This window comes from Shewanella sp. S1-58-MNA-CIBAN-0166, assembly GCF_040310085.1.
GTDB lineage: Bacteria > Pseudomonadota > Gammaproteobacteria > Enterobacterales > Shewanellaceae > Shewanella.
This window is the reverse complement of sequence record NZ_JBEOPN010000002.1, coordinates 96,170-108,792: the sequence shown is the minus strand read 5'-3', so window position 1 is coordinate 108,792 and position 12,623 is coordinate 96,170. Positions and strand designations below refer to the sequence as shown.

At 43.7% G+C, this 12,623-nt stretch carries 12 protein-coding genes; 7 read left to right on the top strand and 5 right to left on the bottom strand.

Annotated elements, in window-relative coordinates; genetic code table 11:
• Positions 1-4: 4 nt before the first annotated feature.
• The 7 genes from hisD (at position 5) to hisIE (ending at position 6,415) form a co-directional block, all read left to right on the top strand.
• Entirely contained in the window at positions 5-1,294 is a 1,290-nt protein-coding gene (gene hisD, locus AAEY99_RS02050) for a histidinol dehydrogenase (RefSeq protein ID WP_350978801.1), read from the top strand.
• Positions 1,295-1,371: 77 nt separating this feature from the next.
• The gene (gene hisC / locus AAEY99_RS02045; protein ID WP_351008889.1) at positions 1,372-2,421 is read left to right on the top strand and encodes a histidinol-phosphate transaminase; all 1,050 of its coding nucleotides are present in this window, start codon (positions 1,372-1,374) and stop codon (positions 2,419-2,421) included.
• Positions 2,422-2,525: 104 nt separating this feature from the next.
• Positions 2,526-3,593: a bifunctional histidinol-phosphatase/imidazoleglycerol-phosphate dehydratase HisB gene (hisB, locus tag AAEY99_RS02040; RefSeq protein ID WP_101087561.1), complete on the top strand. Its 1,068-nt coding sequence runs from the start codon at positions 2,526-2,528 to the stop codon at positions 3,591-3,593.
• A 9-nt stretch (positions 3,594-3,602) separates the two neighbouring features.
• Positions 3,603-4,253, top strand: coding sequence for an imidazole glycerol phosphate synthase subunit HisH (gene hisH / locus AAEY99_RS02035; RefSeq protein ID WP_101087560.1), 651 nt, complete (start codon positions 3,603-3,605; stop codon positions 4,251-4,253).
• Positions 4,250-4,987 carry a 1-(5-phosphoribosyl)-5-[(5-phosphoribosylamino)methylideneamino]imidazole-4-carboxamide isomerase gene (hisA, locus tag AAEY99_RS02030; RefSeq protein WP_350978799.1) on the top strand — a complete coding sequence of 246 codons (738 nt, stop codon included), beginning with the start codon at positions 4,250-4,252 and terminating at the stop codon, positions 4,985-4,987. The genes hisH and hisA overlap by 4 nt, the downstream gene beginning before the upstream one ends.
• Entirely contained in the window at positions 4,969-5,742 is a 774-nt protein-coding gene (gene hisF, locus AAEY99_RS02025; RefSeq protein ID WP_101087558.1) for an imidazole glycerol phosphate synthase subunit HisF, read from the top strand. Before hisA ends, hisF begins: the two co-directional genes overlap by 19 nt.
• A 52-nt stretch (positions 5,743-5,794) precedes the next feature.
• The gene (gene hisIE / locus AAEY99_RS02020; protein WP_101087557.1) at positions 5,795-6,415 is read left to right on the top strand and encodes a bifunctional phosphoribosyl-AMP cyclohydrolase/phosphoribosyl-ATP diphosphatase HisIE; all 621 of its coding nucleotides are present in this window, start codon (positions 5,795-5,797) and stop codon (positions 6,413-6,415) included.
• An 83-nt stretch (positions 6,416-6,498) separates the two neighbouring features.
• On the opposite strand, the gene AAEY99_RS02015 is transcribed toward hisIE, so the two are convergent.
• The 5 genes from AAEY99_RS02015 to pheS form a co-directional block, all read right to left on the bottom strand.
• Entirely contained in the window at positions 6,499-7,368 is an 870-nt protein-coding gene (locus AAEY99_RS02015) for a mechanosensitive ion channel family protein (protein WP_101087556.1), read from the bottom strand.
• Between the two features lie 48 nt (positions 7,369-7,416).
• On the bottom strand, positions 7,417-8,352 hold the full coding sequence (gene lpxM, locus AAEY99_RS02010) for a lauroyl-Kdo(2)-lipid IV(A) myristoyltransferase (protein WP_101087555.1): 936 nt from the start codon (positions 8,350-8,352) through the stop codon (positions 7,417-7,419).
• Positions 8,353-8,667: 315 nt separating this feature from the next.
• Positions 8,668-8,967 carry an integration host factor subunit alpha gene (gene ihfA, locus AAEY99_RS02005; RefSeq protein WP_011637176.1) on the bottom strand — a complete coding sequence of 100 codons (300 nt, stop codon included), beginning with the start codon at positions 8,965-8,967 and terminating at the stop codon, positions 8,668-8,670.
• A 3-nt stretch (positions 8,968-8,970) separates the two neighbouring features.
• Entirely contained in the window at positions 8,971-11,358 is a 2,388-nt protein-coding gene (gene pheT, locus AAEY99_RS02000; protein ID WP_351008886.1) for a phenylalanine--tRNA ligase subunit beta, read from the bottom strand.
• 15 nt (positions 11,359-11,373) lie between these two features.
• Complete coding sequence (gene pheS, locus AAEY99_RS01995) at positions 11,374-12,357, bottom strand: phenylalanine--tRNA ligase subunit alpha (RefSeq protein WP_059745381.1); 984 nt, start codon at positions 12,355-12,357, stop codon at positions 11,374-11,376.
• Positions 12,358-12,623 lie beyond the last annotated feature (266 nt).

Sequence of the window (12,623 nt, the reverse complement as noted above, 5' to 3'; positions counted from 1 at the left end):
ACAAATGCAAATTCTCGATTGGGCTTCTTTATCTACTGAACAACAACGACAAACGTTAGCGCGTTCGCCATTAATTGGTGATGCAAGTGTAGAGCAACGTGTTCGTGACATTATTGAGCAAGTCAACGCTCAAGGTGATAGCGCATTACTGGCTTATAACAAGCAATTTGACGGTGTTGAACTGACTGAGCTCGCATTATCAACTGACGCCATTGCGGCAGCATGTGCACGTGTAGGTGACGACGTCAAACAAGCTGTTGCGCAAGCGGTGAACAACATTGAAACCTTTCACAAGGCGCAGGTGTTTCAGGGTGTTGATATAGAAACTCAAGCGGGAATTCGTTGTGAATTGCGCAGTGAACCCATCGAGCGAGTCGGCTTATATATTCCCGGTGGTACGGCTCCATTAATATCCACAGTAATGATGTTGGCGTTACCAGCAAGAATTGCCGGTTGCGAAAAGCGTGTGTTAGTCAGTCCACCACCGATTAATGATGCGATTATTTATGCCGCCAATGTCTGTGGTATTACTGATATTTTCCAGGTGGGTGGTGCCCAAGCCATTGCGGCATTAGCATTTGGGACAGAGTCGGTGCCGAACGTAGATAAAATATTTGGTCCGGGTAATCGTTATGTGACTGAAGCAAAACGATTAGTGTCACAGGACAGCCGTATTAGTGTGTCAATAGACATGCCTGCAGGTCCGTCTGAAGTGTTAGTGATTGCCGACAAAGATGCAAATCCTGGTTTTGTTGCGGCCGATTTATTATCCCAAGCAGAACATGGTGTTGACTCGCAAGTAATGTTAGTGACTGACTCATTAACACTGGCAGAGCAAGTCAACCAAGCGTTAACTGAACAATTAGCACAGTTGAGCCGTAAAGACATCGCCGCACAAGCGCTAGAATGCAGCCGCAGTATTATTGTTAGCGATATGGTGCAAGCTGCAAAAGTGTCTAATTTGTATGGCCCAGAACATTTAATTATTCAAACTACTGCCCCACGTGACGTGCTTAGACAAGTTCGCGGTGCCGGCTCCGTCTTTTTAGGCGCTTATACCCCAGAGTCTGTGGGCGATTATGCTAGTGGTACTAACCATGTTTTACCGACTTATGGTTATAGCCGTTCAGTTTCAAGTTTGTCATTAGCCGATTTTAGTCGACGTTTTACAGTGCAAGAGCTCAGCCAACAAGGGCTTAAAACTTTAGGTAACACTGTGATGGTGTTGGCAGAAAATGAATTATTAGATGCACATAAAAATGCTATCGCCATTCGTTTAGCCAGTTTTGAGTAGTGAGTCATTCATATTGTCAGCACTATCGCTAAGCGCTAGTTAGCACCCTATTAGAGTAGAAAGTAGAGAACACCGCCATGAGCCAAACCTTAGCTGCGCCTTTTGATCCAAAAACGTTGGCCAGACCCGAATTATTGACATTGACCCCGTACCAGAGTGCCAGACGAATTGGTGGTCGCGGTGATATTTGGATTAACGCCAATGAATCGCCATTCAATAATAGCCCGCTTGATAAAGTGAATCGTTACCCAGAATGCCAACCTGCTGAACTCATCAATGCTTACAGCCGTTACTCAGGCGTTAAGGCAAGTAATATTATTGCCAGTCGCGGTGCCGACGAAGCGATCGAATTACTTATTCGTACATTTTGTATCCCTGCTGTCGACAGTATTGCTTGTTTTGGTCCAACTTATGGAATGTATTCAATTAGTGCTGCAACCTTTAATGTAGCTGTCACAGCGTTAAGTTTAACCGATGAATATCAGTTACCGGATGCGTGGCCAACACAAATCGGCAATGCCAAAATTGTATTTATTTGTAACCCAAATAACCCAACCGGCACCGTGATTGCAAAAGACAAAATTGAACAAGCTATTAACGCAGCACCTAAAGCTATTGTGGTGGTAGACGAAGCCTACATTGAGTTTTGCCCAGACTACAGCGTGGCAGATTTACTTGGCACCTACCCTAACCTTGTGGTGTTGCGCACATTATCAAAAGCATTTGCTTTAGCAGGTGCACGTTGTGGCTTTATGCTCGCCAGTGATGACATTATTGACTTAGTCATGCGAGTCATCGCCCCTTACCCGGTGCCATTACCGGTGTCAGACCTTGCGGTAAAAGCGTTAAGTCCAGCTGGTATTGACACTATGCGAACTCAAGTCGCCAGTTTAATTGAACAAGGCAAACGCTTAAGCGTTGCATTAACAACCTATGGCGCTAAGGTGTTACCTGCCAACGGTAACTATGTTTTAGCCCAATTTGACGATGTACAAGCAGCCGCTAAACGATTAAGCGATTCCGGCGTGGTTGCTCGAGCATACAAAGACCCACGCCTTGCTGATGCGATTCGTTTTAGCTTTACATCAGCCAAACAAACCGATGTGATTGTTCAGTTATTTGGTTAGTGCGTTAGTGCGTTAGTGCGTTAATGCGTTAGTGCACGTTGCATATCGGTCAATACCCTATACATCATAAATAAGAATTAGATATCACCATTAAGGTAGTTAGCATGAAACAGAAAATCCTTTTTATCGACCGCGACGGTACATTAGTTGAAGAGCCAGCCATCGATAAACAACTCGATAGTTTGGCTAAATTAGTGTTTGAACCACAAGTAATCCCAGCGTTACTTAAATTGCAGAAAGCCGGTTTCCGTTTAGTCATGGTCAGCAATCAAGACGGTTTGGGCACACCTTCGTTTCCAAAAGCAGACTTTGATGCCCCGCACGACATGATGATGCAAATTTTTTCAAGCCAAGGTGTCGTTTTTGACGATGTGGTTATCTGTCCACACTTTAATGATGAAAACTGTAGCTGTCGTAAGCCTAAACTTGGCTTAGTAAAAGACTACTTAACCCAGGGTAAAGTAGATTTTACTGAATCCGCGGTAATTGGCGATCGTGAAACTGACGTTGAGCTCGCTAATGCCATGGGCATTAAAAGCTTTAAATATAATCGTCAAACACTCGACTGGGACGCTATAACCAGCGCTTTATTAAGTAAAGGTCGCGTGGCAACGGTAGTGCGTACCACCAAAGAAACCGACATCAAAGTCACCATCGACTTAGACAACCAAAGCAAAGGTAAGATTGAAACCGGGATTGGCTTTTTTGACCATATGCTGGATCAAATTCAAACCCACGGTAATTTTAAAATGGACGTGCATGTTGACGGCGACCTAGAAATTGACGACCACCACAGCGTAGAAGACACGGCCCTCGCTATTGGCGATGCCATTCGCCAGGCCTTAGGCGACAAGCGCGGTATCGCTCGTTTTGGTTTTAGCTTACCTATGGATGAAGCCAGTGGCGAATGTTTAATGGACATTTCTGGTCGTCCATTCATAAAATTCAATGCTGACTTTGATCGCGAAATGGTCGGTGAAATGGCTATCGAAATGGTGCCCCACTTCTTTCGCTCATTCGCTGATGGCCTACGTTGCACTTTACACATTGGATCGAAAGGCGATAACGATCACCACAAAGTAGAAGCTCTGTTTAAAGTGTTAGGCCGTACGCTTCGCCAAGCGGTGAAAGTCGAAGGTGACATACTGCCATCAAGCAAAGGTGTGCTGTAAGGAGTTCATGTGACACAAGTATCGAATACTTCAAACGCTAGCAATGATCTTACCGTGATTATTGATACCGGCTGTGCCAATTTAAGCTCTGTACGGTTTGCTTTTGAGCGCCTGAATGCCAATGTCTTAGTCAGTGCTGACTTTGATGTCATCCGCAGCGCCGCAAGAGTGGTACTACCGGGTGTTGGCACCGCTGGTGCGGCCATGGATGCCCTAAAACAAAAGAACCTTATCGAGCTAATTAAAAGCTTAACGCAACCTGTTATGGGCGTGTGTTTAGGCATGCAAATGCTGGCATCATTGTCTAATGAACATGGCGGCCGCAGCGAGCAAAATATCACCTGTCTAGGATTAGTGCCGACAGACATTGGCGACCTAGACAGTAAAGGCTTACCGCTGCCACACATGGGCTGGAATCAAATAGAGGTGAGCGATCACCCATTATTTGTTGGCATTGAAAATGGCAGCTACGTGTATTTTGTTCACAGTTACCGTGCACCAATCAGTGAGTACACCCTAGCCAGCAGCACTTATGGCGAGTCATTCAGTGCCGCCATTGGTAAAGGTAACTTTTTTGGGGTGCAATTCCACCCAGAAAAAAGTGCCAAAGTAGGCGCACAAATTTTACAGAACTTCTTAAACATGGGGACACCACAGTGATTATTCCTGCCATTGATTTAATTGACGGCCAAGTGGTGCGCTTGTACCAAGGTGACTATGACAAACAGACCACCTTTGACTTAAGTCCACTGGTACAATTGCAGTCTTATCAAGCCCAAGGGGCAAAATTGCTGCATATCGTTGACTTAACGGGTGCTAAAGATCCGAATAAACGCCAAACTCAATTAATTGCTGAACTTGCTGCGGGACTTGATGTTGATATTCAAGTCGGCGGCGGTATTCGCAGCGAAGAGCAAGTCGCGGAATTATTAGCCATTGGGGTTAAACGTGTGGTGATAGGCTCTCTTGCAGTCAAAGAGCCTGAACTGGTCAAAAGTTGGTTTGTAAAATACGGCAGCGATGCCATTTGTTTGGCTCTTGATGTCAATATTAACGATAACGGCGACAAAATTGTCGCCGTATCGGGCTGGCAATCGGGTGGCGGTAAGTCATTAGAGTCGTTAGTGGCTGAATTTGAAACCGTCGGTCTTAAGCATGCTTTAGTGACTGATATCAGCCGTGATGGCACCTTAACAGGCGCCAATACCGAGCTCTACACAGAACTTGCCGCAACGTATCCCCATATCCTTTGGCAAGCCTCTGGTGGCATTGCAACACTTGACAATGTTGCCGCTGTACGCGACAGCAAAGCATCGGGCATTATTATCGGTAAAGCTTTACTGATTAACCAATTTACCGTGAAGGAGGCAATACAATGCTGGCCAAACGCATAGTTCCGTGTCTTGATGTACGCGAAGGTAAAGTGGTTAAAGGGGTGCAGTTTCGCAATCACGAGATTGTTGGAGACATCGTTCCCCTCGCCGCCCGTTATGCAGAAGAAGGCGCTGATGAGTTAGTGTTTTATGACATTACCGCCAGCGCGCACGACCGCGTTATCGATAAATCTTGGGTTAGCCGCGTAGCTGAACAAATTGATATTCCGTTTTGTGTCGCCGGGGGCATTAAAACCATCGAGCAAGCACGCGAAAAACTTGCCTTTGGTGCTGATAAAATATCGATTAACTCGCCTGCATTAAGCGACCCGAGTTTAATATCACGCCTACAAGATGAGTTTGGCCGCCAGTGTATCGTTATCGGTATTGACTCATTTTATGATGCTGTCAGCGATAGTTACAAAGTAAAACAGTTTACCGGGGATGAAGCCGCCACCAAAGACACTCAATGGTATACTCAGGATTGGGTTGAAGAAGTGCAAAAACGCGGTTGTGGCGAGATTGTATTGAACGTCATGAACCAAGACGGCGTGCGCGGTGGTTATGACATCAAACAACTCAGCATTGTACGCGCCATTTGCGATGTACCGTTAATTGCTTCTGGCGGTGCGGGCACCATGGAGCACTTTAAAGAAGTGTTTGAACTTGCCAAGGTTGATGCCGCATTAGCAGCAAGCGTGTTTCATAAAGGCATCATTGATATTGGTGAGTTAAAACAATACTTGCACGCCAATAACATCGCGATTCGTTTATAGGCTTAGACTTTTACGAAACTAGAAAATAGCCTTACCCAAAAAGAGATTACAGATGACAGACATCAAATTTGATAGCACAGGCGTAGATTGGGACAAGCAACAAGGCTTGATCCCAGCGGTTGTACAGCACCACCTAACGGGCAAAGTCCTCATGCTAGGTTACATGGACCAAGCTGCATTAGAGAAAACCTTAGCCACCAAACAAGTCACTTTTTTTAGTCGTTCTAAACAACGTTTATGGACCAAAGGCGAAACCTCAGGCAACACGCTTGATCTCATTGCTATCGACAAAGATTGCGACAACGACAGTTTTCTAGTTCAAGTTATTCCTAACGGCCCAACTTGTCACACTGGGACAGAAAGCTGCTGGAAAGATGGTAACGCGCATCCTTTTATCGATAATCTAACCAAGTTGATTATTTCACGTAAAGGCCAAAGTGCTGAGTCAAGCTATACTGCCTCGCTATTTGAACGTGGTACTAAGCGTATCGCCCAAAAAGTCGGTGAGGAAGGTTTAGAAACTGCGCTTGCTGCTGCGACTCATGATAAAGAGGAGCTTGTGAATGAAGCCTCTGATTTGATGTATCACTTAATCGTGTTACTTGAAGACCAAGGCTTATCGATGGCTGATATTAATAAAAACTTATTAGATCGCCACAATAAAGCCAAGTAGTTTTCGAGTTCTTCTGCATTAAATAGAAAAAGACGCTACGGCGTCTTTTTTGTTGATATACATTGATATAAAAATGGTTTTATTTACATTTTATGACTTTGAGTTATCGTCAAATTACCATTAACATGCAAATCACGTTGTGGGTATGCTATCACCACATTATTCTCGTTAAATAGTTCATACATTCTAAAGCGAATTTCGCTACGACGGCGGCGGATATCCGTTTCTGACACTGCACTAACCCAGAATATTAAGTCGAAAATCAATGCGTTGTCGCCAAAGTCCTCAAATAAGACAGAAGGTTTAGGTTGCGGCAGAATATCATCCCGTTCAGCAATAACTTGATAAATCAGCTCACGCACTTTAATCACATCCGAACCGTAAGCGACACCAACACGAACAAATGTACGTGCATTTTTATCGATCAAGGTCCAATTAGTTACGGTATTTTCCAGTAACTGACTGTTAGGCACTAGCATGTGCACCCCGTCATTTCGGCGTATCAAGGTTGAGCGAGTATTAATACACTCCACTACTCCACGGGCTTCACCGACTTCTAAAAAGTCACCGATACGGATTGGCCGTTCCCACATTAAAATCCAACCACTGATAAAGTTATTGATAATGTTTTGTGCACCAAAACCGACCCCAATGGCTATCGCACCAGACACAAACGCAAATGCCGTTAATGGAATATTTAAAATTTCCATACTGGTAAACACCAGCACCGCAATACTGATAATAAAATACATGCGAGTGAACAGGTGAATTGCATCTGCGCCCACTTTACGACGTTTTAGTGCTTTAACAATCAATCGCCCAACACGAGTGATAATAAACCACGCTAAAAATATGTAGAGAGGCACTTGCAACAGCTGCAATAAGGTGATGTGATGATTATCATAAGTGAATACCACAAACGATAAAGCCGCTAATAACTCATTAAAATCCATATAAACCTCTTATTATTATTGTGTTCATATCATAGTAGTCGTTATATTTTAGTAAAATTCTTGCTCGCCCGGAGGACGAGTTTTAAGTAATTTCAAAAACCACATATATTGCTCTGGATAAGCATTAATGACTTGTTCAACCACTTTGTTTAATGCGATAGCTTCGTTTTCTTTGCCAATCATTTCATCAGGATTCACCGCTGGCATCACTGTCATAATAAATTGTTTAGCTTGTTGATCGTATCCTATTTTAACAGGCATAACTTGTGCATTGCCGGCTTGAGCTAAGCGCCCTACCACGGGTAACGTCGCTTTAACAGTACCCATAAAAGGTGCAAACACACTTTGTTCAGGGCCTAAGTCTTCATCTGGTAAATAGAAAAAACTGTTATCATTTTTTAACTCTGCTAACAATGCTCTGATGCCTGCTTCACGCATATACACGCGACCATTTTGACTGCTGCGCATCCGGTTACTAAACCAATTAAATAACCCATTGCGATGAGCCTTAGCCATAGTCACTAAAGGTATTTCCATGTTAATACGAAGACCTGCGTACTCCATCGGCCATACATGCGGCATGATGAAAATAATCGGCTGCTTAGCATCGCGAGCTGCTTTAACATGCTCAAAACCGTTAAGTTGAATACGTCGTTTAAGGTGCGCGGTAGAACGAATAAGCAGCTCTGCTTGCGATAATAAAGTAATGACAAATGTCTCAACATTTTTTTTGATTAATTCATCGACTTGTTCAGCTGATTTTTCTGGAAAACAATGGGTAATGTTCACCTTTGCTATTCGCAATGGTTTTTTGGCCACTTTCATCACGACTCGAGCCAATAGTCTCGCAATGGGATCTCTTACGCTTGCGGGAAGTACGCCAAATAGAAACAACACAGCGATAGCTAGCCATGTTCCCCAGTAACGAGGATGCAATAGTGATTTATTAAAGCGAGTATCAAAATATTTTGCTTGTCGTGCCAAAAGAAACTCCAAATAAACTGACCGTGACCCACGGTAAAAAATCATATTATAACGAAGGCATTATACTAGTGATTAATGAGTGTGAAACAGAAATTATACCAGACAATAGCAAACGTCTTTGTTGCACAGCTTACTCACACCTACTTTAGAACAGCCTGGGCAAGATGTATCGAATACACTGGTTACCATGCCAATATCAAGCTGATGCAGCAAACGGTGGGTTACATTCACCAAATTCAAAAACAAAAGAGCCACTCAATTAAGAGTGGCTCTTCGTAATACAGATCCGTTCGGATTGGCGTATTAACTAGTGAACTATTTTTTACCCGAGTTTGCCGCTTCGACACGTGATTTTAACTTCTGTCCAGGACGGAAGGTAACAACACGGCGTGCAGAAATCGGAATATCTTCACCAGTTTTCGGGTTCCTTCCCGGTCTTTGATTCTTGTCCCTAAGGTCAAAGTTGCCAAAGCCAGATAACTTGACCTGCTCACCACTTTCGAGTGCTTCACGAATTTCTTCAAAAAAAGACTCAACCATCTCTTTAGCCACACGTTTGTTAATGCCCAATGTTTCAAAAAGATGTTCTGCCATTTCGGCTTTGGTAAGTGCCATACTTTAATCCCTCAACGATGCGTTGAACTCGGTCTTTAGAGCCGATACCACTGATTCCATAGTCTCAGTAATATCTTTATCTTCAAGTGTACGAGTAGTGTCTTGTAACGTAAGTGCGATGGCTAGGCTCTTTTTGCCTGGCTCAACACCTTTACCTTGGTATACATCGAACAAGTTTAAGCCAACCAACTGATTTTCGCCAACTTTTCTTATCAAATTCATAACATCAGTTGCAGAAACTGTTTCATCTACTACTACCGCGATGTCGCGACGATTGGCAGGAAACTTAGATACAGCTTGGGCTAGCGGCAAACGGGCGTGCAATAATGCATCCAGTTCTAACTCAAAAACAATTGTTTTTCCATTGAGTCCAAACGGCTTTTCCAAACTAGGATGGATAGCACCGATGTAACCAATGACTCGATTATTTCGTAATATTTCAGCACATTGACCTGGATGCAGCGCAGGATGTGTTGCCCCTCTAAAGCTAAATTCTGTAGAGGCAACTGTCAAGCCGATTATTGCTTCTAAATCACCTTTTAAATCAAAGAAGTCGACAGTTTTCGATTCCATTGACCAATGTTCTTCGTTTTGAACACCGGAAATAACCGCGCCCAGCATAGCTTGTTGACGAACTCCAGAATCTGCTTGTGCATCAGGAACAAAGCGTAAACCGGTCTCAAATAAACGTACTCTATTTTGCTGACGGCTCTGGTTATAGCCTACTGCGGTCAATAATCCAGTAAACATTGATAAGCGCATTGCTGACATTTCGACAGAAATCGGGTTAGGCAATACCATGGCTTCTTCGCCAGGATGAACAATGTTCTGCATCTTAGGGTCGACAAAGCTGTAGGTCACCGCTTCTTGGAAACCACGAGCCACAAATATACTGCGCACACGTTTTAACGAAATATCCGCTTCTTTGTGATCTGGCATGCTTAACGCCGCTTGAGGGGCGATATTAGGAATGTTGTTGTAGCCGTAAATGCGGGCGACTTCTTCGATTAAATCTTCTTCAATCTCCATATCAAAGCGATAGGTAGCCGTTGTCACATGCCATACATCACCGCTGGTCTGCACGCTAAAACCTAAACGTTCTAGAATTTCAACCACGTCAGAATCTGGAATAAAGTGACCTAAGCTTTTATCTAACTTGCTACGACGCAAAGTGATATTAGCGGCTGCGGGCAAATGCTCAGCAGACACGGCTTCAATCACCTGCCCGGCTTCACCACCACAAATATCTAATACAAGGCGTGTAGCGCGGTCCATAACCTTATGTTGCAACTCAGGGTCTACACCACGTTCAAAACGGTGTGACGCGTCTGTGTGTAAGCCTAAGCGACGAGATTTACCCATGATGGCTAATGGTGCAAAGAAAGCGCACTCTAAAAGAATGTCTTGGGTGTTTTCATTCACACCGGTACTTTCGCCGCCAAACACACCCGCAAGCGCAACCGCTTGTTTATCGTCTGCAATCACTAAGGTATCGCTTGGAACGGTAATTTCGTTGCTATCCAGTAAGGTTAGCTTTTCAACACCATCAGCTAAACGCACGGTAATACCGCCGTTTAAGGCATTTAAATCAAACGCATGCATTGGCTGACCAAATTCGATCAACACATAGTTGGTGATATCAACGATGGGATCAATTGAGCGAATACCACTACGACGCAATTTTTCTTGCATCCATAATGGCGTAGCAGCCTTAACATTGATGTTTTTAACCACACGGCCTAAGTAACGTGGGCACAAATCTGGTGCAACAACATTAATGCTAAACGGCGCGTCGATAGTGGCCGTTACCGCTTCCCAGGAAGGCTCTGTCACTGCTTGGCGATTTAATACACCCACTTCGCGTGCAAGCCCTGCCATGCCTAAACAATCAGCGCGGTTAGCCGTTAAATCAACATCAATAATGGCGTCATCTAATTGCAAGTATTCACGCACATTGACGCCTAAAGGCGCATCTTGTGGTAATTCGATAATGCCATCACTTTCGATGTCCATACCTAACTCGCCATACGAGCACAACATGCCCATTGACGGTTGACCACGTAACTTGGCTTTTTTAATTTTAAAATCGCCAGGTAACACAGCGCCAACCATCGCTACAGCCACTTTTAAGCCTAAACGGCAGTTTGGTGCTCCACAAACAATGTCAATAAGCTCATCGCCGCCAACATTGATTTTGGTGACGCGTAATTTGTCTGCATCTGGGTGTTGGCCACATTCAACCACTTCGCCAATAATAACACCGCTAAAATCGGCAGCTACGGCATCAATACCGTCAACTTCAAGACCGGCCATGGTGATTTGGTGTGATAATGCGTCACGACTTACTGATGGGTTAACCCACTCACGAAGCCAAGATTCACTGAATTTCATCTAATTTTTGCTCCGTTATTTGAATTGCTTAAGAAAACGTAAATCGTTTTCGAAGAAGGCACGTAAATCATTTACGCCGTAGCGCAACATGGTTAAACGCTCAACACCCATACCAAAAGCAAAACCAGAGTATTTTTCAGGGTCAATACCCACACTGCGCAATACATTTGGATGTACCATGCCACAGCCTAATACTTCTAACCACTTACCGTTTTTTCCCATCACGTCTACTTCGGCTGAAGGTTCTGTAAATGGAAAGTAAGATGGGCGGAAACGTACTTCTAAGTCTTCTTCAAAGAAGTTACGTAAAAAATCATGCAAAATGCCCTTAAGCTCGGCAAAGTTAACGTTTTCAGCAACCATTAACCCTTCAACTTGGTGGAACATTGGCGTGTGAGTTTGGTCGTAATCATTACGATAAACACGGCCTGGAGAAATGATCCGAAGTGGCGGCTTTTCATGTTCCATCGTGCGAATTTGTACGCCCGATGTTTGGGTGCGTAACATCACTTTAGGATTAAAGTAAAAAGTGTCATGATCAGCACGAGCAGGATGATGCTCAGAAATGTTTAACGCATCGAAATTATGGAAATCATCTTCGATTTCAGGACCTTGCTTAACAACAAAGCCTAACTCACCAAAGAAGGTTTCAATACGTTCGATAGTACGCGTAACCGGATGTAAACCACCGATATCTAAGGTACGACCGGGTAAAGTCACATCAATATTTTCAGCAATTAATTTGGCTTCTAACTCAGATGCTTTTAATCCGTCAATACGCTCAGTCAACTGCTGTTGAACGGCTTGTTTAGCTTGATTGACTGCGGCACCAAAGGCAGGTTTTTCTTCTGCACTTAATGATCCCATCATTTTCATCATGTCAGTGATTTTACCTTTTTTACCAAGGTAATCGACACGGATATCATCCAATGTCTTTAGATCACTGGCCTTATCAATGACTTCTAAGGCTTGTTCTACGATCTCGGTTAACTGCTGCATGTTATCATCCACTGCATTTTTGCATTTAAATGCGATTGGGCGTCTTGTCGGCTATGCGAGTACACAAAAGTGATAACTCGGTAGTGAGTGACGACGCGGTAGTTTGACGCTTATTATGACAAATAAACCATCAAAACTGGGGTTAAAATAAAAGAGTGAAATTTTACGTTAGCGAGTCTAAATTTACTAGTCATTATTGGTATATTTAATGGCAAATAGTTGTATTTAACTACAATTACCCCTCTTAGTGTGTATCGGTGACGACA

Bases quoted from the DNA above. Each gene is read 5' to 3' on its own strand.
- hisB (WP_101087561.1), top strand. From the start codon at position 2,526: ATGAAACAGAAAATCCTTTTTATCGACCGCGACGGTACATTAGTTGAA.
- pheS (WP_059745381.1), bottom strand. From the start codon at position 12,357: ATGCAGCAGTTAACCGAGATCGTAGAACAAGCCTTAGAAGTCATTGAT.
- AAEY99_RS02015 (WP_101087556.1), bottom strand. From the start codon at position 7,368: ATGGATTTTAATGAGTTATTAGCGGCTTTATCGTTTGTGGTATTCACT.
- hisC (WP_351008889.1), top strand. From the start codon at position 1,372: ATGAGCCAAACCTTAGCTGCGCCTTTTGATCCAAAAACGTTGGCCAGA.
- pheT (WP_351008886.1), bottom strand. From the start codon at position 11,358: ATGAAATTCAGTGAATCTTGGCTTCGTGAGTGGGTTAACCCATCAGTA.
- ihfA (WP_011637176.1), bottom strand. From the start codon at position 8,967: ATGGCACTTACCAAAGCCGAAATGGCAGAACATCTTTTTGAAACATTG.
- hisF (WP_101087558.1), top strand. From the start codon at position 4,969: ATGCTGGCCAAACGCATAGTTCCGTGTCTTGATGTACGCGAAGGTAAA.
- hisD (WP_350978801.1), top strand. From the start codon at position 5: ATGCAAATTCTCGATTGGGCTTCTTTATCTACTGAACAACAACGACAA.
- hisIE (WP_101087557.1), top strand. From the start codon at position 5,795: ATGACAGACATCAAATTTGATAGCACAGGCGTAGATTGGGACAAGCAA.